Source organism: Treponema putidum, from assembly GCF_024401155.1.
Lineage (GTDB): Bacteria > Spirochaetota > Spirochaetia > Treponematales > Treponemataceae > Treponema_B > Treponema_B putidum.
Window position 1 is genome coordinate 2008940 of sequence record NZ_CP038804.1, and the last position, 20960, is coordinate 2029899.

The 20960-nt window shown below is 38.3% G+C and carries 19 protein-coding genes and 1 tRNA gene; 16 read left to right on the forward strand and 4 right to left on the reverse strand.

Annotated elements, in window-relative coordinates; translation table 11 throughout:
• Positions 1 to 62 precede the first annotated feature (62 nt).
• The 4 genes from sufC to E4N74_RS09330 all read left to right on the forward strand — a co-directional run bounded on the left by sufC (position 63) and on the right by E4N74_RS09330 (position 5617).
• Positions 63 to 803 (forward strand): Fe-S cluster assembly ATPase SufC, encoded by a 741-nt coding sequence (gene sufC, locus E4N74_RS09315; protein ID WP_044977732.1) that lies wholly within the window; start codon positions 63 to 65, stop codon positions 801 to 803.
• The gene (gene sufB, locus E4N74_RS09320; RefSeq protein ID WP_044977733.1) at positions 800 to 2266 is read left to right on the forward strand and encodes a Fe-S cluster assembly protein SufB; all 1467 of its coding nucleotides are present in this window, start codon (positions 800 to 802) and stop codon (positions 2264 to 2266) included. The genes sufC and sufB overlap by 4 nt, the downstream gene beginning before the upstream one ends.
• Positions 2267 to 2268: 2 nt before the next feature.
• Positions 2269 to 3417 (forward strand): Fe-S cluster assembly protein SufD, encoded by a 1149-nt coding sequence (gene sufD / locus E4N74_RS09325; RefSeq protein ID WP_255817282.1) that lies wholly within the window; start codon positions 2269 to 2271, stop codon positions 3415 to 3417.
• 127 nt (positions 3418 to 3544) lie between these two features.
• On the forward strand, positions 3545 to 5617 hold the full coding sequence (locus E4N74_RS09330) for a sodium-translocating pyrophosphatase (RefSeq protein ID WP_044977735.1): 2073 nt from the start codon (positions 3545 to 3547) through the stop codon (positions 5615 to 5617).
• An 82-nt stretch (positions 5618 to 5699) separates the two neighbouring features.
• Here E4N74_RS09330 and E4N74_RS09335 read toward each other — a convergent pair whose 3' ends face one another.
• Positions 5700 to 6734 (reverse strand): PTS sugar transporter subunit IIC, encoded by a 1035-nt coding sequence (locus E4N74_RS09335; RefSeq protein ID WP_044977736.1) that lies wholly within the window; start codon positions 6732 to 6734, stop codon positions 5700 to 5702.
• A gap of 85 nt (positions 6735 to 6819) precedes the next feature.
• A tRNA-Ala gene (locus E4N74_RS09340) sits at positions 6820 to 6892 on the reverse strand.
• Between the two features lie 111 nt (positions 6893 to 7003).
• Here E4N74_RS09340 and E4N74_RS09345 point away from each other — a divergent pair.
• Positions 7004 to 7513: a hypothetical protein gene (locus tag E4N74_RS09345; RefSeq protein ID WP_255817283.1), complete on the forward strand. Its 510-nt coding sequence runs from the start codon at positions 7004 to 7006 to the stop codon at positions 7511 to 7513.
• Between the two features lie 138 nt (positions 7514 to 7651).
• On the opposite strand, the gene E4N74_RS09350 is transcribed toward E4N74_RS09345, so the two are convergent.
• Both E4N74_RS09350 and E4N74_RS09355 read right to left on the reverse strand, forming a co-directional pair.
• On the reverse strand, positions 7652 to 8770 hold the full coding sequence (locus E4N74_RS09350) for a protein-glutamate methylesterase/protein-glutamine glutaminase (protein WP_044977738.1): 1119 nt from the start codon (positions 8768 to 8770) through the stop codon (positions 7652 to 7654).
• A 41-nt stretch (positions 8771 to 8811) separates the two neighbouring features.
• The gene (locus E4N74_RS09355) at positions 8812 to 9627 is read right to left on the reverse strand and encodes a CheR family methyltransferase (protein ID WP_044977739.1); all 816 of its coding nucleotides are present in this window, start codon (positions 9625 to 9627) and stop codon (positions 8812 to 8814) included.
• A gap of 128 nt (positions 9628 to 9755) precedes the next feature.
• Here E4N74_RS09355 and E4N74_RS09360 point away from each other — a divergent pair, with 128 nt between their 5' ends.
• From E4N74_RS09360 to E4N74_RS09410, 11 genes are all read left to right on the forward strand, one after another.
• Complete coding sequence (locus E4N74_RS09360; RefSeq protein ID WP_044977740.1) at positions 9756 to 10361, forward strand: LptA/OstA family protein; 606 nt, start codon at positions 9756 to 9758, stop codon at positions 10359 to 10361.
• The gene (locus E4N74_RS09365; RefSeq protein WP_255817285.1) at positions 10339 to 11040 is read left to right on the forward strand and encodes an LptA/OstA family protein; all 702 of its coding nucleotides are present in this window, start codon (positions 10339 to 10341) and stop codon (positions 11038 to 11040) included. Before E4N74_RS09360 ends, E4N74_RS09365 begins: the two co-directional genes overlap by 23 nt.
• Positions 11033 to 11770 (forward strand): LPS export ABC transporter ATP-binding protein, encoded by a 738-nt coding sequence (gene lptB, locus E4N74_RS09370; RefSeq protein ID WP_044977742.1) that lies wholly within the window; start codon positions 11033 to 11035, stop codon positions 11768 to 11770. The genes E4N74_RS09365 and lptB overlap by 8 nt, the downstream gene beginning before the upstream one ends.
• Positions 11771 to 11781: 11 nt before the next feature.
• On the forward strand, positions 11782 to 12393 hold the full coding sequence (pth, locus tag E4N74_RS09375; protein ID WP_044977743.1) for an aminoacyl-tRNA hydrolase: 612 nt from the start codon (positions 11782 to 11784) through the stop codon (positions 12391 to 12393).
• Positions 12394 to 12444: 51 nt separating this feature from the next.
• On the forward strand, positions 12445 to 13140 hold the full coding sequence (locus tag E4N74_RS09380) for an early set domain-containing protein (RefSeq protein ID WP_044977744.1): 696 nt from the start codon (positions 12445 to 12447) through the stop codon (positions 13138 to 13140).
• Between the two features lie 51 nt (positions 13141 to 13191).
• Positions 13192 to 14472 (forward strand): UDP-N-acetylglucosamine 1-carboxyvinyltransferase, encoded by a 1281-nt coding sequence (gene murA / locus E4N74_RS09385; protein WP_044977745.1) that lies wholly within the window; start codon positions 13192 to 13194, stop codon positions 14470 to 14472.
• A 286-nt stretch (positions 14473 to 14758) separates the two neighbouring features.
• Entirely contained in the window at positions 14759 to 16993 is a 2235-nt protein-coding gene (locus E4N74_RS09390; RefSeq protein ID WP_255817286.1) for a methyl-accepting chemotaxis protein, read from the forward strand.
• A gap of 81 nt (positions 16994 to 17074) precedes the next feature.
• The gene (locus E4N74_RS09395; protein ID WP_044977747.1) at positions 17075 to 18016 is read left to right on the forward strand and encodes an ABC transporter permease; all 942 of its coding nucleotides are present in this window, start codon (positions 17075 to 17077) and stop codon (positions 18014 to 18016) included.
• A gap of 2 nt (positions 18017 to 18018) precedes the next feature.
• A complete protein-coding gene (locus tag E4N74_RS09400; protein WP_044977748.1) occupies positions 18019 to 18984 on the forward strand; it encodes an ABC transporter permease in 966 nt (321 codons plus the stop codon).
• Positions 18981 to 19979, forward strand: coding sequence for an ABC transporter ATP-binding protein (locus E4N74_RS09405; RefSeq protein ID WP_255817288.1), 999 nt, complete (start codon positions 18981 to 18983; stop codon positions 19977 to 19979). Before E4N74_RS09400 ends, E4N74_RS09405 begins: the two co-directional genes overlap by 4 nt.
• Complete coding sequence (locus E4N74_RS09410) at positions 19972 to 20934, forward strand: ABC transporter ATP-binding protein (RefSeq protein WP_255817290.1); 963 nt, start codon at positions 19972 to 19974, stop codon at positions 20932 to 20934. Before E4N74_RS09405 ends, E4N74_RS09410 begins: the two co-directional genes overlap by 8 nt.
• Positions 20935 to 20960: the final 26 nt, after the last annotated feature.

Sequence of the window (20960 nt, forward strand, 5' to 3'; positions counted from 1 at the left end):
TGAATATTACCTCTCAAATTGTTATATTATATGGGCAATTATGCAAAATTACGGGAGTTATAATGAAACTATTAGATATACAAGGACTTCAAATGTCGGTTGATGAGAAGCAGATTCTCAAAAATCTTAATTTGAGTATAAACAAGGGAGAGGTTCATGTGGTAATGGGCCCAAATGGAGCCGGAAAATCCACTTTGGCAGCGGCTATTGTGGGTAATCCTCAGTACAACATTGATAAAGGCAAAATCTTCTTTGAGGGCGAGCTTATAAATGACATTCCTGTTTATGAGCGGGCTCGAAAAGGTATATTCCTTTCTTTCCAAATACCTGAAGAGGTGCCGGGCTTAAAAATAGAAGAGTTTTTGCGTGCTTCAAAAGAAGCTGTAACAGGCGAAAAAACACCTGCGATAAAATTTCATAAACTTTTATCTGACACAATGAAGCAGCTTAAAATCAATCCTGCATACGCGAACCGCAGCTTAAATGTCGGCTTTTCGGGTGGAGAAAAAAAGAAAAACGAAATCTTACAGCTTGCTATTTTAAACCCGAAACTTGCAATCCTCGATGAGACGGATTCGGGGCTGGATATTGACGCTACAAAGACCGTCTTTGAAAGCGTTTCTAAAATACGCACATCCGATATGGGAATTTTGATTATTACCCATCATAATAGGGTTTTAGACTATATTAAACCCGACTTTGTACACGTTCTTGTCGACGGCACCATTGTAAAAACAGGCAGCCTTGAACTGGTAGAATATATCGAAAAGAACGGGTACGAAAACATAAAAGAAAGCCTATGAGTAAAACCATAAACAAAAATGCGGATAAACAAACAGAGAAAACAACTCTCTTCCAAGAAAGAAAGAGAACCTTTGTTTCGGATATAGAACGCGGTGTCTATGATATAAAAGACAGCATCGACTATAAATACTCTACAGGACTCGGCCTAAACGAAGAAGTCGTAAAAAAAATATCTGCGCGCAAAAAAGAGCCCGATTGGATGCTGGAATTACGTCTTAAATCCCTAGCATACTTTAATAAGCGGCCCATGCCTGAATGGGGAGCCGATATTTCCGATTTGGATATTCAAGAGATAATCCACTACATTGTTTCCGATACAAAGCCCTTGGCCGAGACTTGGGATGATGTACCGGAAGAAATAAAAAAGACCTTTGACAGGCTGGGCATTCCCGAAGCCGAACGAAACTCCCTCGCAGGAGTTGGTGCCCAATATGACTCGGAAGTCGTTTATCACAGTCTAAAAGAAGAATTGGAAAAACAAGGTGTAGTCTACTTAGATATGGAAACGGCCGTTCATAAGTACGAAGATATAGTAAAAAAGCATTTTATGCAGCTTATAAAGCCGAATGATCATAAATTTGCAGCCCTTCACGGTGCAGTTTGGTCTGGCGGCTCCTTTGTGTATGTTCCAAAGGGAGTAAAAGTTGAACTCCCGCTTCAGTCCTATTTTAGGCTAAATGCTCAACAGTCGGGACAGTTTGAACACACCCTCATAATTGTCGAAGACGGAGCCTACCTCCACTTTATCGAAGGATGCAGTGCTCCCAAATACTATAAAAACGCCCTCCATGCAGGAGCTGTTGAGCTCTACATAGGAAAAAAAGCAACACTGCGTTATTCTACAATCGAAAACTGGTCTCGCAACCTATATAACTTAAACACCAAAAGGGCTATAGTCGAAGAAGACGGAGCTATTGAATGGGTTTCAGGCTCTTTCGGTTCCAGGGTTACCATGCTCTACCCCATGAGCATCTTAAAAGGAGACCGTTCCCGTTCCGAATTTACAGGTGTTACCTTCGCTTCGGAGGGGCAATGTCTTGACACGGGAACAAAAACCGTCCACATAGGAAAAAACACCGTCTCGGAAATGCACTCCCGCTCAATAGCCAAAAACGGTGGGGAATCAAACTACCGAGGCCTTTTATACATAGGAGCAAACGCAACGGGAACTAAGGCTGTTGCCGAATGTGAATCCCTAATGCTTGACGATAAATCCCGCTCCGATACGATTCCGATTATAGAATCCCATACCGATGATGTGGACATAGGCCATGAGGCTAAAATCGGAAGAATAAGTGAATCAATGGTATTCTACCTTATGCAAAGAGGCTTGGATGAGGCCGCCGCAAAATCCCTTATCATCAAGGGCTTTGTCGAACCTATCTCCAAAGAACTGCCTTTGGAATATGCCGTTGAATTGAACAACCTTATTACAATCGAATTGGAAGGAACTATAGGATAGATATGAGTGACAGAACTTATTTTAAACGGCTTGATTATACAAAAACGGATATCCCTACAAAGCCTTTTTGCAATTTAAACTGTAAGGCCGATGGCCAGGCCGATGGCCAGGCCGAAAATAAAAATATAGAACAAATGCCGATTGAGCAATTTTTAAAAACCTCCCCTTCGGAGAATTCGGAGAATATAGAAAAATTCTTTGATTTTACAAAGACAAAACGCGAAAAAAATTGCGGTCTCGGGGATAATTATGTACAAGAAGTAAAGGATAAAAGAAATTCCGGTATTTACTTAAAAGTAAAAAACTGCAAAGATAATACACAAGTTACGAATGTTCTAATCAATTTTACAATGGATCAGGCCAATAATGTTCTTTATGACCAAAACCTTATTGTAATTGAAGAAGGAGCTAGGGCTAAAATATTTTTTTACTATGATGTAAGAGAATATGATTGCTCAAAAACCGATATTTTTAGAAACGGCCTTTTAAGCATAGTTGCAGAAAAAAACTCGCAACTGGAATTTATAAAGGTGCAAAACCTTTCGCATTGCGGCATCAATTTTGAAACGGTAAAAATATCTGCAATGGAGAAGGCACAAGTTACCCTTTACGACATTCAGCTTGGGGCAAGGATAAACGGAAGCTCAACTTCAACCTATATGCCCGAAGAATGGGCCGAGGTTCAAATATATCCCCTCTACTTTGCAGATAAGACAAGGCACATTGACTTGGAACAAAATCTTATCATCAATGGAAAAAATTCTCTCGGCGTAATTACGGCAAAGGGAGCCTTAAAGAACAAGGCTCATAAGATGTTCCGGGGAAATATATTTTTAAACAGGGGCTGTTCAAAGTCTATTGCAAGGTTTTCGGATAACACTATTATGCTCGATAAAACCACTGTAGGGGCTACAATCCCCACAATATTTTGTGATGAAGACGACGTTATAGGTGAACACGCAGCGAGTTTTGAAGCCGTAAACAAGGCTAAGCTGTATTATCTTATGACACGGGGCTTTGACGAACTGAGTGCTAAAAAGCTCTTAATCGAGGCATCCTTTAAACCCGTTTTTAACCGCATTGATGACGAGACGATAAGAGAAAAACTTTTAGACGAATTTAGGATAAACCTTGATGAGATAAGAGAATAGCCGCCTGTTGATATCAACTGTTTTTCCCCTACTTGCAAAACTCTTAAAAATATGGTAAATTTAAAGATATTATGACGGAAAAGCCGTATAATCTATTCAAAGTTGTACAACACAACAGGAGGAAAAAATGAGCATTTCACTCGCATTGTATGCTGTGCTTGGAGGCGGAATTGCAGCCCTGGCTTATGCACTTGTAAGGACCTTATGGATTTATAAACAAAAGGTTTCGGATCAGGCTTTAAAAGAAATCGGAGGCCATATAGCCGATGGAGCTATGGCTTTTTTAAGAAGAGAATATTTAACTCTTATTCCTTTCATTGTCGTAGTTGCCGTTTTTTTGGCTATCGGAAATAATGGGGCTCTAAGGTTTCAGTCCCTTTCATTCTTACTTGGTGCTCTTGCTTCAATGTCGGCAGGTTATATAGGTATGCGTGTTGCAACACAGGCAAACTCACGCACAACACAGGCTGCCAAGGATCAAGGACTAAACGGAGCTTTAAAAATTGCTTTTTCAGGCGGAAGCGTTATGGGAATGAGCGTTGTAGGCCTTGCCTTTATAGGTCTTTTTATCGTTCTTATTCTTTCTACTTCAATATTGGGAACTACAGAAAATATCCTTAAAGATATTATTTTACCCTTGGCCACAGCTTTTTCACTGGGAGCTTCCTCCATTGCTCTTTTCTCCCGTGTAGGCGGCGGTATTTACACAAAGGCTGCCGACGTAGGTGCAGACCTTGTAGGAAAAGTTGAAGCGGGTATCCCCGAAGATGATCCCCGAAATCCTGCCACTATTGCCGATAACGTAGGCGACAACGTAGGAGACGTAGCAGGAATGGGTGCCGACCTTTTTGAGTCTTTTGTCGGCTCATTGGTAGGTGCTATGATTTTAGGTTTAATTGTAAATACTCCCGATTCTTCTTTAAAAATTAAGATGATGATTCTGCCATTGCTGATTTCGGTTGTAGGCCTTGCAGCTTCCTTAATCGGGACATTCTTTGTAAAAGCAAAACCCGGTTCAAACCCTCAAAAAGCGCTTAATATGGGAACTTTCGGAGCTGCAATCGTTGCAACCGTTTTTGTTTTCTTCTTGGTAAAATTCATCATTGGAGATGCAACATTTAACGGAACTCAAGGCTATTTACATATCTTTGCTTCTACAGTAATAGGTCTTGCTGCAGGCGTTTTAATCGGTATAATCACCGAATTCTACACAGGCACAGGAAAAAAACCGGTTAAAGGCATAGTAGATTCTTGCGAAACAGGAGCTGCAACTACCATTATTTCAGGTTTAGCCGTAGGTATGAGAAGTGCCTTTCCTGTTGTGATTTTAATCGGTGCTTCAATCTTTTCAAGCTTTATGTTGGCAGGCCTTTACGGTGTAGGTATAGCTGCTGTAGGTATGCTGGTAACCCTGGGAATCCAGCTGGCAGTTGATGCTTACGGCCCCATCGCCGATAATGCCGGAGGCCTTGCTGAAATGGCTAACTTCCCCAAGGATGTACGCAATATTACAGACAGTCTCGATGCCGTAGGAAATACAACAGCTGCTATCGGTAAGGGCTTTGCAATAGGTTCTGCAGCCTTAACAGCCATCATCCTCTTTACCTCTTTTAAAGAACAGGCCGGTGTTGCAAGCGTAGATATTACAAACATTAACGTTCTTGTCGGCATCTTATTGGGAGGTGTTTTCCCCTTCTTGTTCTCGGCTCTAACAATGTCGGCCGTAGGAAAGGCAGCTCATAAGATGATTGAAGAGGTTCGCCGCCAGTTTAAACAGCACCCCGGAATCTTGGAAAATACCGAAAAACCGGATTATAAGAGATGCGTAGATATCAGTACTCAAGCCGCATTAAAAGAAATGATTATCCCCGGCCTTGCAGCAATAATTACACCAATCATTGTCGGCTTCGCAGGAGGCCCTGCAATGTTAATCGGTCTTTTAACCGGAGTAACTGTATCGGGCGTTGTATTGGCTGTCTTTATGTCCAATGCAGGCGGTGCATGGGATAATGCAAAGAAGATGATTGAAGGCGGAATCGCAGGCGGAAAAGGCTCACCTTCTCACAAGGCCGCTGTTGTAGGCGACACCGTAGGAGACCCTTTCAAAGACACCTCCGGACCTTCCATAAATATCCTAATTAAGCTTATGTCAATGGTTTCGTTGGTTATAGCTCCTATGCTAAAGGCTTTTTGGGGCTAAATAAAAGAGCTTCTTAAATAAAAAAGACGGCGTAAGAATTACGCCGTCTTTTTTTATAACATAAATTTATTCTAAAAATGCTTTAAAGATCCAGCTTTAAGTCGCCGTCCTTAATCCAATTTATTTTTCGTAAAATATAGGTGAAAAACAGGCTTAAAACAGCCGGTAAAATAAAATGTAAAAGAAGAATAGCAAAATAAGTGCCGGCACCTCCTCTTCCGATAGATTCCATTGCTGTGATAGTTCCTATTTGGCCCACAAGTCCGCAGGTTCCCATTCCTGAACCTAGCGGGATATTTTCCATTTTAAAAATAATAGTAGCTATGGGGCCTAAGATAGCCGCCGTCAAGGTCGGAGGAATCCATATCTTAGGATTTTTGATAATATTGGGCATGTGGAGCATACTGGTACCTATACCGACTGCAAAACTTCCTCCAAACCCGTTGTCCCGATAGCTCATCACCGCAAAACCTATCATCTGAGCCGCACAGCCGACTGTTGCAGCTCCTCCTGCAAGCCCTGCAAGGGAAAGCATCATGCAGATGGCTGCACTGCTTATCGGAAGAGTAAGAATGACACCTACCAAAACAGAAACCGTAACTCCCATCCAAAAAGGCTGTAGAGCAGTAGCATCCATTATGATTTGTCCCAGCCATGTCATAAAAGAAGACATTCCGGGGCCTATCAAAGCTGCTATAATGGTTCCCGAAATAATAGTTACCATAGGGGTAACTATAAGATCAATCTTTGTTTCGCGGGAGACGGCCTTACCCAGCTCAGTACTGATTATTGTTGCGACAAAGGCTCCTACAGGCCCACCGAGCTTGTTTCCTGCAAAGCCCACTATAGTTGCAGAAAAAAGCACAAAGGTATGAGCTTTTAAAGAATGAGCTATGGCTATGCCTATTGCCGCCCCCGTCATATCACGGCAAATAGGCCAGACGGTTTCGGTTAAAAAAGGAATATTGAGTTTAAGGCCGATACTGTTTAATATAGTGCCTACCAAAAGTGAAGAAAAAAGCCCCATGGCCATTGCACTCATGGCATCTATAAAATAACGCTTAGCCGATATTTCAATGTTCTTTTTAGCTAAAAAATTCTTAAAAGTGTGGTTCATCTAAAATGCTCCCGAAATAAAACGCTATATGTCATTCCTAAAAACTGAAGTTTTAGAAGTTTATATATTTTTATAGAAAAGGTATTGGAGAATATGGGAATCGAACCCACGACCTATTGATTGCGAACCAATCGCTCTACCAACTGAGCTAATTCCCCAAAGCTGTAAATAAGGTTATTCCAACCGATGTGGGGCAATGTTACATCAAAAGCAAAAAAAAAGCAATAAGGTATCTTGTTTTTTTCAAACTTTTAAGTAGAATATAAAACATGAAAAGAAACTTTATTTTATTGTTTGCTATGATGAGCTTGGTTCTTATCGGCTCGTGTAAAACCCTAAAATCTGCACAAAAAGAAAATCAAATAGATAATCAGCTGAAAGAAGGATTTGTTTCAGTCCCTCTCGATGAATACATCACCGAAAGGGTTTGGAGACTGGCAGGCTGCTGCCTTGAAAACGGACAGTATATATTTCTAGATGCAAATATGAATACTTCCCGCATTAAGTTTTTAAAGGATGGAAAATTTGAAGCTGCCAGCGGAATAACAAACTATACCGGAATATGGAAGCAAAAAACAAAGACGAAGCAAACCGAATATTTTTTTAATTTTCAAATACATGAAAAAAAACATGTCGATCCGTCAAATACTATAGGAATACCATTTGATAAGGCCTTTGAGCAAAATTTAAAAAACACGGCAATTCTTAAACTTACGGTAAATGAGATCAAACTTTATTCAAAAGACGGGGAGCTCTTATTGAATTTTATCAGGCTGTAAGAGAATCCCTAAAACACCGAAGCGTCTAGAGCTTCCTTAAATTTATTTTAAAACTTCCAATAATCAAGAAAAAAAACCGTCCTGTAAAGGACGGTTTTTTTGCAGCCTTATAAAAATTAAAAGTCTTAAAAACTGCTTTTAAGCAAATTCCTTTCCATAGCGGTTTATAACTGAAGCCATATTATCAAGACTTACCTGCTCCATGACGCCTCCCATTTCCCATGCGACACGGGGCATACCGTATACAACTGAAGAAGCCTCATCTTGGCCAATAGTGCGGGAGCCTTCTGTATAAAGCCTTGTGATATTTTGAGCTCCATCTTTCCCCATACCCGTCATTATTATACCGAGAGCATGGTTTTGATACTCCTTTGCAACAGATTCAAATAGAACATCAACGCTGGGCTTATGACCGCTTTGGGGTTCAGTATCTATAACCTTTGCAACGGAAGCAAGAGAACGTTTTTCAACAACCAAGTGTTTTCCTCCGGGAGCGATAAGAATGCGGCCGGATTTTACAATATCTCCATCTTCGGCTTCCTTTACTTCAAGAGGACAGATTTTATCCAAACTTGCAGCAAATTCTTTTGTAAATCCAGGAGGCATATGCTGTACAACAACTATCGGCTGGGGTAAGTCCTTATCAATAGATGCAAATACTTGACGAAGAGCATTGGGGCCTCCGGTTGAAATACCGATAGCAATGATTTGAATATTTCCGGGTTCCCGCTGAGCCTGAGGCTTTTCTTTTTTTGGAGCTTCAGGTGCAGGATGCAGCTTTGGAAGCGGTGCCGGTTGATGGCTGATAATTGTTCTTTTTACCTCACCGCCTTTAGTACCCGTTTCGATTTGATGGCGGCGGCCATAGGCCAATAACATTTTTGAAAGAGTTTCTGAAACGGTGGCTAAATTAGCAGACTCCGAACCAGACGGCTTTGTAATAAAGTCGCAAGCTCCAAGCTCTAAACAATCCATAGTAATTTTTGCTCCCTCTTTTGCAATACTGGACAAAATTACTACCGGAATTTTTATATTTTGTTTTTTTAACTCTCTTAAGAATTCAATACCATTCATCTCAGGCATTTCTAAGTCCAAGACTATAACGTCCGGAGCTACACGATCAAGTTTTTGAAGGGCAAATCGGCCGTTCATCGCCTTATCTGCTATCTTTAACCCGGGTGTAGCATCAACAATCTTCCCTATCAGGTTCCTCATCAGTGCCGAGTCATCTACTATTAAAACACGAATGTCTTCCATAAAAAAAACTCCTTTATAAAAATTTTATAAAACTCTTAAAATCAAAAACCTTTTTGATAAAAACATGCCCAATCTGTTTTTACAAACTTAAATTGAGTTTCCATACCGAACAATGATTCGGAATGTCCTATAAATAAAAATGACTTTGGCGACATAGCCCTCCAAAACCTATCAATGACATCTTTTTGAGCAGGTTCATCAAAATAGATCAAAACATTACGGCAAAATACAAGATCAAAGTCGGTATGCTTTGAATCATGCTTTAAATTATGATAGTCAAAATTTACCATCTGCATTATATCTTTTTTTACCTGGTAGCCGTCATTCAGTTTATCAAAATACAATCTTAAGTAATCATCCGGAATTCCTGCAACCCTAGATTCCGGATAAAAGCCGGTTTTTCCAACAAGGAGACATTTTAGAGATAAATCGGATGCTGTAATTTCGGCTGAAAATCCTACGGGAAGATGTTTTTTCATAACCATAGCTATTGTATAAGGCTCTTCGCCGGTTGAGCAGCCTGCACTCCATATTTTTATTTTATTTTTACCTCCTGCTCTTTTTACTTTTACAAGTTCAGGAATAACATAATTTTCCAATGCGTCAAAGTGAGGCTGATTTCTAAAAAATCTTGTAAGATTGGTCGTAACAGAGTCTAAAAGATTCTTTTGCTCTTCCGAGTTCTTTATGAGCATCTGATAATAATCGGAAACTTTTTCAAGCTGCTTTTCCCTAAGTTTTTCTTTTAGCCGGCTTTCCAAAATAGACCTGTTAGTATCGGAAAAAGTAATACCGCTTGCGGTATATATCAAATCGCTAAACATACGGAATTCTTGATCAGTTAAAAAGTCTGACATACTCTAGGCTCCTAGTTATCGTTAAATTTGTTTTTTAAATTTTTTCATAGTTTACGTCCTTTGCCGAATTATGTCAATCATCAGGCAAAGGCTTTTGACTAAGATTAAAAAAGATAGTATAATAAACTATGAATTTTAAGAAAGCTCAAATTTTGATTACAGCCTCCATTTCAGCTATTATATCATTTTCTTGCAGTTTAAACTATAGCAAAGAGGTACAAAATTTTGAAAAAAAACCGAATTTTGTATTTAAAAATGCAAATTTGGACAAATATGAAGAAAATTCCTTAAATTTACGTGTAAATTTTACAGAATTAGAGGTTTACGATTCCGACAAAATATGGGCAGGAAAAAACTTACGCTTTTTTAAAATAGATAAACAATCAGTTGAAAAAGAAAAACTCGAAGCCGAACTCAAAGGGAGTGCCGGAATTATTAACATCGATGAAAAAAATAACAAGTATTTTTTAGGACAAAAGGTTTCTTTTCAAGATTTAAAAGAAGGCCTTATAATTTCGGGTGAAGCTTTTTTTTGGGATAAAAATGAAAATATTCTGTATGGAATAGAAGACGGATTTGTAACAGTAAAACAAGGCGATGAGCTTTATATAAGAGGTTCAGGCTTTGCGGCAAACACTCTATCAAAAGAATTCGAATTTTTACAATCAATTGAAGGAGATATTAAAACTGAAATTGAGGAAGAAAATAAAAATGATGAGTCACAAGAACAATAAAAGTTTTATAATATGTTTCCTTATATTTTTCTCATTATTGGATATTAACCCGCAAAAATCAACTATAAGTTTTAAAGCAGACAAGGTAACCGCTTCTGTAGCAGAAAATAAAAAATCCACAAATTTAATAGGAAATGCAGAAATTAAAGTAGACAGCTTAACCATATCGGCAGACCGTATCGAAATTTTCGGAAAGGACTATAGATATGTAAATGCAAGCGGTTCGGTAAAGGGAGTGGACGATGAAAAAGGATACAGCTTTAAGGCCGATATAATCAATTTTGACAGAAAAACGGATACGGTTACAATGTGCGGAAAACTGGAGCTTAAGGACACAAAAAATGATGTCAGTATTAATGCAGAAATTATTGAATATAAAAAGAAACAAGAAATAATTATTATGCGTTTTAATGTCAAAATAACAAATAAAGACATAACCTGTAACTCGATGTTTGCCCTATATGACAGAAAAGAATCAAAGGTAGAATTGACAGGAAGACCTGTTGTAAAAAAACGCAAGGACGAATTTGAGGCTGGAAAAATTTCCGTTAATCTTGAAACCGAAGATATAGCCCTTGACGGACGTGTTCGAGGCTATGTCGAACAGGAAAAAGAAACTCCTCCGGAAGCCGAAGATATTCAAAAATCTCAAAATCAAGAGGAAGAATCAAATGTTTGACACAAAAAGCGTCTTAAAAATTGAAGGCTTAAATAAATTTTTTAGAAAAAAACAAGCCGTAAAGGATGTCGGTTTTTCAATGAATCAAGGCGAAGTCGTCGGCCTTTTAGGCCCCAATGGAGCAGGAAAAACTACAACATTCTATATGATTGTAGGTTTTTACAAACCTAATTCCGGTGATATATATTTAGATGGGAAAAAAATAACCAGTTTGCCCATGTACAAGAGAGCCCATGCAGGGATTTCTTATTTACCTCAGGAAGCCTCTGTTTTTAGAAAACTTACGGTAGAACAAAACATTTATGCTATTTTAGAAACTCGAAAAGACCTCTCCATAGAACAAAAAAAAGAGAAACTGGAATTTCTTCTTGAAGAATTTGGAATTACGGCAAACAGAAAGCAGCAAGCCTATACCCTTTCGGGAGGAGAAAGGAGACGCACCGAAATAGCAAGAGCCTTAGCCATAGAACCGAAGTTTTTGCTTTTAGATGAACCCTTTGCAGGAATTGATCCGATTGCAGTTCATGACATAAAAAGCATTATACGCATTTTAGCCGATCAGGGCATAGGCATTTTAATAACAGACCACAACGTTAGAGACACCTTAGAGATAACAGATCGGGCCTACATAATAGGCAGCGGAGAAATAGTAGAACAAGGTTCACGGGATGAAATTCTAAACTCTAAAGTTGCGAGAAAAATATATTTAGGTGAAGAATTTAGAATGTAATTGGAGATGTGATGATTGAGTTAATCGTTTTTTTAGGAAATTACGGAAAAAAATACGAAAATACAAGACATAATGCAGCTTGGGTTTTATGTGATGCAATAGATATAGGCTTAAATGCAGTATGGCAGGGGAAATTTAAAGGGCAATATGCAAAGCTGCCTTCTTTTATGACCGGAGGCAGGGCTGTTCACCTTTTAAAACCCGAAACCTATATGAACCTATCGGGAGAAAGCGTAATAGCGGCTTCCTCGTTTTTTAGGCTAAAACCTGAAAATATTCTGATAGTACATGATGAGCTGGAATTAAAACCCGGAATTCTCAGTTTTAAGTGGTCGGGAGGCCTCGGCGGACATAATGGACTTCGGTCTATAAAGTCGGTTTTAAATACGGCAGATTTTTTCCGCCTAAGAATAGGAATAGGCCGTCCCGATTTTTCTTCCCAAGGCGGAGATGCTTCGCCTGATATATCGGGCTATGTGCTTTCCCGTTTTAACACGCCGGAATTAGATGTTCTAAAAAGCCAGGTACCTCAAGCAAATTCTTTTTTTAAAGATTTACTTGAATCTGAAGACCCGCAGGCTTTGATAAAAAAATGGGCAAAAGTATTACCGCCAGAAGCCTAAACTCTTACTTAAGATTTTTTTTATTTTTCCGAAACTAAAATGAGGATGAGTATGAAAAAATCACTATTCTTATTAATTTTTATTAGTCTTTTTTTACCGGCAGCTTTTTCGGAAAAGAATATTGAACCTGAAGTTTATCAAAAACTCGTAGAGTCTATTGTCCGCATCGAAGCTCCTAAAATTAAAGATGGTTATATAATTTTTACTTCGACAGGCATACGTCATGTAGGCATAACTTTTTCTCATGAGGATTATAAACAGATTCATACATTAAAAAAACTAAGCCGAAGCGAATTCGAAAAGCCCATCTTCTTTTATATTTTTCCAATTCCTGATGAATTAACCGAAATACAGTACAGACTCGTAATAGACGGTCTTTGGTCTTCCGATCCTTTGAATCAAAACACAATATTTGATCACACTCACGCTATGAGCGTGTCCGGAATCGATATTCCATACAAAAAAGAATATAAGACCGAAATAAACAATAAAAATTCAGTAAAATTTATATATTTTGGTGAATCGAAAAAGAAGATTAGGCTTGCAGGCTCATTTAATAACTGGGATCCCTTTATGTATGACCTTATTGAAGTCGCTCCCGGAAGATATGAACTGGATTTAAACTTGCCTTCAGGAACATGGTTCTATGCTTATTTTTCGGGAAGTACTCAACTGCCTGATAATACAAATAAAAATCATGTGTACACGGCCGACGGGAGAATTGCTTCCGTCATAACCGTTCAGTAAACCGGTAAATGACCTTTTAGGCAAACGGCGCATTATTATAGGAGATTAAGTATGCACGAATATATCATACAAGGCGGGTTTCCCGTAAAGGGAACAATAAAAGCAAGCGGAAATAAAAATGCAGCCCTTCCCTGTATAGCCGCTGCTATTCTATCGGAAGAACCTATTATCCTCAAAAACATTCCCGAAATTGAAGACGTTTTTGTAATGCTTCAAGTTTTTGAAGCTCTGGGAGGCCATTACGAAAAACTTGAAAAAAATGTATTTAAACTCCAAATAGAAAAAATAAAAACAAGCAAGATACCGGATGATCTTGCGTCAAAGATAAGAGCATCTATTTTATTTGCAGGTCCGCTTTTGGCAAGGACAGGAAAAGCTGTACTTCCCCCTCCGGGAGGAGATGTTATAGGAAGACGGCGACTCGATACCCATTTTTTAGCCCTGACTGAATTGGGGGCAAGAGTTGAAACGGATCAAAATTTTTCTTTTATTGCACATAAACTGATGGGCGAAGATATATTCTTGGATGAAGCCTCCGTTACAGCGACCGAAAATGCTATTATGGCGGCAAGCCTCGCAGAAGGAACAACAATTATAACAAATGCGGCAAGCGAACCCCATGTTCAAGAACTGTGTAAAATGTTAAATAAGATGGGGGCAAAAATCAGCGGAGTAGGCTCCAATATTCTGACTATTGAAGGGGTCAAAAAATTATGCGGAACAGAACACCGCATAGGCCCTGACTATATGGAGGTAGGATCCTTTATAGGTCTTGCGGCCGTTACCCGCGGACAGCTTAAAATTACCGATATAGAGCCGAGAGATATGCGCCCGTTAAAAGTAGCCTTCGGTAAATTAGGTATAGGCTGGTCCCTCGAAGGGACAACCCTGACAGTTCCTGATAAGCAAAAGATGCAGGTCAACTGCGACTTAGGCGGAATGATTCCCAAAATAGATGATGCACCGTGGCCCGGTTTTCCGCCCGATTTGACAAGTATTATGACCGTAATCGCAACTCAGGTAGAAGGCACGGTTTTAATCCACGAAAAAATGTTTGAATCTCGAATGTTTTTTGTAGATAAGCTAATCGGAATGGGTGCCCGCATTACCCTGTGCGATCCTCACCGTGCGGTTATTTCGGGCCCAAGCTCCCTGCACGGAAGCGAATTGGTTTCACCGGATGTAAGAGCCGGTATGGCCATGGTAATAGCGGCCTGCTGTGCCCGCGGAGAAAGTATTATCCGAAATGTTTATCAAATAGAAAGAGGCTATGAACACTTAGTTGAAAGGCTTAAATCTATAGGTGTAAAAATAGAACTTAAAGAAAAATAAAAATAGTTTAAAGCAGCCTTTTAAATATTATTTTCTCTAAAATAAACAGGTCAAAATTTTTAAAATAAATTTTATAAAAAGCTATTGACCATTTTTATGTTTTTTTGTAAATTTCCCGACGACCGTATATCATTAATTGCAGAGTGCTGCCATTTTTTTGAACAACATTTTATTCTTTAGGTATAAAATAATTCTTCTTAAAGAATAAAATACTCTAGCCTGTATGCCCATAAGCACGTTTCAATTACTGAATTCTTTTTATATCATACTTTAGGAGAATAGAATTATGAATAAGACGACAGGGAAAACAAACCTCAGTCCTAAGGTGATACGAGGTACTGCAACTTTAACAATTAAGAAAAAAATAATAATTTCATTAATTTCAGTTTTGGCAGCTCTTCTGATTTTTATGGGTATCATTCTTGTAAAAAGGCTGGGAGAAACTTCAAGACGAAATGCCGTTACAAAATTATATGATTCCAGTCAAAATCTTGCATTCTTTGTAGAATCGGTTATAAAGAATGTATACGATACAAATAAAGCCCTTGTCAAAAGTTTTGAATCATTTTATATAATTCCTCCTGAGAACCGCAGAGATTATTTTAATAATATTCAAAAAACAATTTTAAAAGACTCTGAAAAATTTATAGATGTATGGACGGTTTGGGAACCTAATGCCCTTGACCAACTTGACGATAAATTTAAAAACATTGAAGGACATGATGATACGGGAAGGTTTATCCCATATTGGACAAAAATAAACGGAAAGATTTCAATGGTGCCATTAACCGACTATGTAAAGAGCTTTTGGTATGAAAAACCTAAATCTTCCCGCCATGGTATCTTGATTGAGCCCAATAATTATGAGATTCAAGGGAAGATGCTTTATGTTGCAGGAAGTGCAATTCCAATACGGGATACCACAGGGAAAGTTTTAGGAGTAGCAGGAATTGACTATTCCCTTGATTATATGCAGGAAGAACTTTCAAAACAAACTTTTTTTGAGTCCGGCTATGGAATTCTTATTTCCTCTAAAGGCACGGTTCTTGCACATAAAAATAAAAATATAATCTCAAAAATTCTTCCGGAATTTGAAAATAAAGAAACAGCCGATTTATTTTTTGATGCGAAAAGGTCTCTTTCCCCGTTTTTACTTGAGACATACGTAGATGGAAATAAGCACCTTGAGGTGTTCACTCCTATAAAGATCGGCCTCACAAATGAAATCTGGTTTGCAGGAACCTCAATTCCTGAAAATGAAATCTATGAAGAAAGCAAAAATATAATTCAACTTATTTCTATAATATTAGTAATAGGTTTTATTGCATCAATCATAATCTTAACACTTATAATAAACGGCATAACAAAAAGAATTTCAAATGTGGTTAAAGCCCTAAAAAACATTGCTCAAGGAGAGGGAGATTTAACAGTCCGCTTAACAGGGAAAGGGCAGGATGAAATTGCCGACCTATCCAATTCTTTTAATCAAACAATAGAAAAGATAGGCCTTGCAATAAGTAATGTTGCAAACAGCACTTTCGAGATGAAACAAACCGGAGAAACTTTAGCAGTCAATGTGTTTGAAACTGCAAGTTCAATAGGCCAAATAAGCAAGAATATTTTAAAAGTAAAAGAGCAAGCAGAATCTCAATCGGCAAGTGTCAGTGAAGCCACAGCAAATGTAGAACAGATTCTTCAAACAATAAGGCAGCTGGACGGACGAATTGATAATCAGGCGGCAAATGTTACACAATCATCTTCTGCAATAAAACAGATGGTTGCTAATATTTCTTCTGTTACCAAAACTTTGGATCAAAGTGATTCGGTAATTAAAGAATTGGCAGAATCAACTGTTTACGGCAAAGAGGCTCTTCATCTTTCTAATTCGATTACACAAAAAATCGCAGAAGAGTCAGGCAGCTTGATTGAAGCTTCCAATGTAATCCAACACATTGCAAGCCAAACAAACCTGTTGGCCATGAATGCTGCAATTGAAGCAGCCCATGCAGGAGAAGTCGGCAGAGGCTTTGCCGTTGTAGCGGATGAAATAAGAAAACTTGCCGAAGAATCAAGTCTGCAAGGTAAATCAATATCATCTGCGCTTAAGAAATTTTCGGAGGAAATTGAAACATTGGCAAATTCTTCAAAAATCGTAGAAGAAAAATTCAATGCAATTTTTGATCTTGCTGAGAATGTCAAATCAATGAGCAGCGGCATTATGAAAGCAATGAGGGAGCAAGAAGGCTCCAGCAAAGAGGTTCTGTCGGCAATTCAGGATATAAATAATATCACAGTAGAAGTTCAATCAGGCTCAGGAGAAATGCTAAAAGCCGGAGAAGATGCCGTTAAAGAGATGAATAGACTTGAAGACCTGACCCAAGTAATCAATAGCAGCATACAAGAAATGTCGGCAGGAACAAGTCAAATACAAAATTCTTGCTCCGAAGTAAAGGGAATTTCACAAAAAAATAAAATGAATATTGAAGCCATGGTAGAAGAAGTCGGCAAATTCAAAATATAACCGGAGACTTAACCTCTTCCTATTATATAAAATTTATGGTATTCTGAGCCTTAAGTTTAATAAAAAGGCTCAGTTTACAATATGCTTAACTTTATTTTTAAGAGAATTTTATACGGTATTCTTACAATGTTCATCGTTGCAAGTATTACCTTTTTTCTAGTGCATATTATTCCGGGAAATCCCATTGAAACCATAGCTGAAAATTTACCTGAAGAAAGACGGAACGAGCTTTATTCTCAATATGGATATGACAAATCTCTTTTTACTCAATATATAGTTTTTTGGAAAAATCTTTTGGTTAAGGGCGATTTGGGTACGTCTCTTTATTACAGAGGGAGACTTGTTACCGATGTAATAAAAACCCATGCTCCTATTTCGGCAAGGCTGGGACTTCAAGCCTTATTTTTCGGAGTTTCCGTAGGTTTGGCGTTAGGGATTTTAGCAGCTGCGAACCGCGGAAAAAAAATCGAATACAGTGTTATATTAATTGCAGTAATAGGAATATCCGTTCCTAATTTTGTTCTAGGTCAAATGCTGCAATACTTTTTAGGTATCAAATATAATCTTCTTCCGATTACAGGCTGGGGAGGTTTTAAATATACCGTCCTGCCTTCTTTAGCCTTGGCGATAGGCCCTATTGCAAAATACTCCCGCTACATGCGTTCCAATTATTTGGATATTATAAACCAAGATTACATTTTAACTGCAAGAGCCAAAGGAGCTTCAAAGCTAAGAATTATAAAAAGTCATATTCTACGGAACGCTTTTTTACCGATCATAACGATGCTGGGCCCTCAAATAGCCTTTACATTCACGGGCACTTTTATAATAGAAAATATTTTTTCGGTTCCCGGTCTAGGTTCCTATTTTGTGCGTTCAATTTCAGAAAGAGATTATACAATGGTAATGGGGCAAACTATTTTTATTTCTTTTTTATATGTAGCATCTCTCATTATAGTAGATATAGCTTATAACCTGCTCGACCCGAGAATTAAGGTGCAAGCAAAAAATGAGGTTCTTTAAATATGGATGAAAAAAAAATAACTCAAAACTATGATAGTCCCGCTATAGAGCCTGATTTAAATCCATCGGATTTTGAACCGGTTATAAGAACAAAAAAAACACTTCAAACAACAAGAGTCAGTATAGGCTTTTGGGAGGATGTAAGACGGAGGTTTAAAAAAAGTAAAAGAGCTCTTTTCTCATGTGTAGTTTTAGGCTTAATTATTTTGATATGTTTATTCGGCCCGATTTTAAGCGGCCGATCAGCTGATGACGGAAACTTAAAAGAAAAAAATTTAGGGCCCTCTTTTTCTTATCTTTTCGGAACCGATGAATTGGGGCGGGATATATTTACAAGGGTCTGCAAAGGCGGGAGGGCATCTCTTATAATCGCAATTATAGGAGCCGCAATCGACATGAGCATAGGCTTAATTTATGGAGGCATTTCGGCATATTCAGGCGGAAGGACAGACACAATTATGATGCGTATAGTCGAAATACTTTCAAGTATTCCCTATTTAATTACGGCTATTTTAATTTCTCTTATTTTCGGCAAGGGGATTTTTTCGATTATCATCGCAATGACCATTACAGGCTGGTGCTTTACGGCACGGCTTGTACGAGGCCAAGTCTTGCAGATAAAAAATCAGGATTTTATTTTGGCGGCGCAGGCCTTAGGCACAAGTTCATTTAAAATTATAATAAAGCATTTACTTCCCAACACTGTGAGCATTATGATAATCGCCTTAACTTTTGATATACCTTCATTTATTTTCGGGGAAGCCTTTTTATCGTATATCGGCTTAGGAATTCAACCTCCATATACAAGCTGGGGAGTTTTGGCATCGGAAGCCCAAAAGACAATGCTCTTTTATCCTTACCAATTATTTTTTCCTGCCCTATTTATAAGCCTGACAATTTTATCCTTGCAAATTATCGGCGATGCTTTACGGGATGCAATGGACCCTCATTTAAGGAAGTACAAATGAAACCTATTTTACAAGTTAAAGATTTATCGGTTACCTTCAAAAATTACGGCGGAACAATTTATGCGGTAAACGGTATCTCTTTTAATCTATACGAGGATGAAACTCTTGTACTTGTCGGAGAGTCCGGCTGCGGAAAAAGCGTTACGGCTCATTCAATTTTAAAACTCCTCCCCGGAAAAAAAACACGCATACACGAAAAGTCCCAAATTATTTTTGAAGATAAAAATATCTTGGAATATTCCGAAGAAGAAATGCAGCACATAAGAGGAAATGAAATATCCATGATTTTTCAAGATCCTCTGACATATTTAAACCCTACAATGCCCATAGGCAAGCAGGTTATGGAAAGCATTTTAATTCATCAAAGGTTGAGCAAAAAAGAAGCCTTAGAGCGAACTATAAAAATTTTAGAGCTGGCTCAAATTCCTGACCCCAAAAAAAGACTCAAGCAATACCCTCACGAATTTTCAGGAGGCATGAGGCAGAGAGTTTTAATCTCGATAGCCCTTGCAAGCAATCCTAAAATTTTAATTGCCGACGAACCTACAACGGCACTGGATGTTACAATTCAAGCCGAGATATTGGAACTTATACAAAAAATTCAAAAAGAAACAAAGACGGCCATAATGCTTATCACGCATGACCTAGGAGTTGCAGCCGAAATTGCAGACCGCATTCAGGTTATGTATGCCGGAAAAATTATTGAGCGCGGAAGGGCCGAAGATATTTTTAAAAATGCACAACACCCGTATACGAAGGCTCTGCTTGCAGCCGTCCCCTCAATAGATCAATTAAAAGAAAATAAGCTTTATTCACCCGAAGGCAATCATCCCGATATGCTTTCTATTTCAGCAGGCTGTGCCTTTGCAGACAGATGCGAAAAATGTATGAAAGTTTGCCTTACGCATAAACCTCCCGAAATGAAAGTAAGCGATGAACACTTTACTTCCTGCTGGCTTCAACATGAATTTGCAAAAGGAAAAAACAATGGCTGATACTCTTTTAGAAGTTTGTAATTTAAAAAAATATTTTACTCTGGGCCGTAAAGAAATTTTACATGCAGTGGATGATGTAAGCTTCACGGTAAACCGAGGAGAAACGGTGGGCATTGTAGGTGAATCGGGCTGCGGAAAAACGACTTTAGGCAGAACAGTACTCGGTCTTTACCGTCCTAATGCCGGAAAAATAATTTTTGACGGAACAGAAATCGGCTCGGCTTCAAAAAAAGAACTGCATACTTTTAAAAAGAAAGCTCAAATAATTTTACAAGATCCTTTTGCTTCTTTTAATCCCCGTATGACAATTTCGCAAATTATTTCGGAAGGAATGGAAGCTCACAATTTATATAAAACAAAAAAAGAAAGGGAGAATAGCGTATACTCTCTTCTTGAAACCGTAGGCCTTGTTCCCGAACATGCCAATAGGTTTCCGCATGAATTTTCGGGAGGGCAAAGACAAAGAATAGGAATTGCAAGAGCCCTGGCAGTGGAGCCCGACTTTATAGTTTGTGATGAGCCTATTTCTTCCCTCGATGTTTCAATTCAAGCTCAGATAATAAATTTATTGATAAGGCTTCAAAAAGAATTTAAAATGACCTATCTGTTTATTGCCCATGATTTATCCATAGTAAAATATATTTCCGACAAGGTAGGCGTTATGTATTCGGGAAAACTTGTAGAATTCGCAAAAAGTGCCGACCTATATAAAAATCCGCTTCATCCTTATTCTCAAGCCTTAATTTCTGCAATCCCAAGCACCGATATAGACTCCCCCATGTCGGCACGGCGTATTCATATTAAAGGAGAAATAAGCAGTGCAATCAATCCCCCTCAAGGCTGCCGATTTTATAAACGCTGCTCAAAAGCCTTTGAAAAGTGTAAATTAATTTCACCGGAATTAATCGAAACTGAAAAAGGGCATTTTACAGCCTGCCATTTAATCAAACATTGATTTTATTATTTTATTTTGATATAATA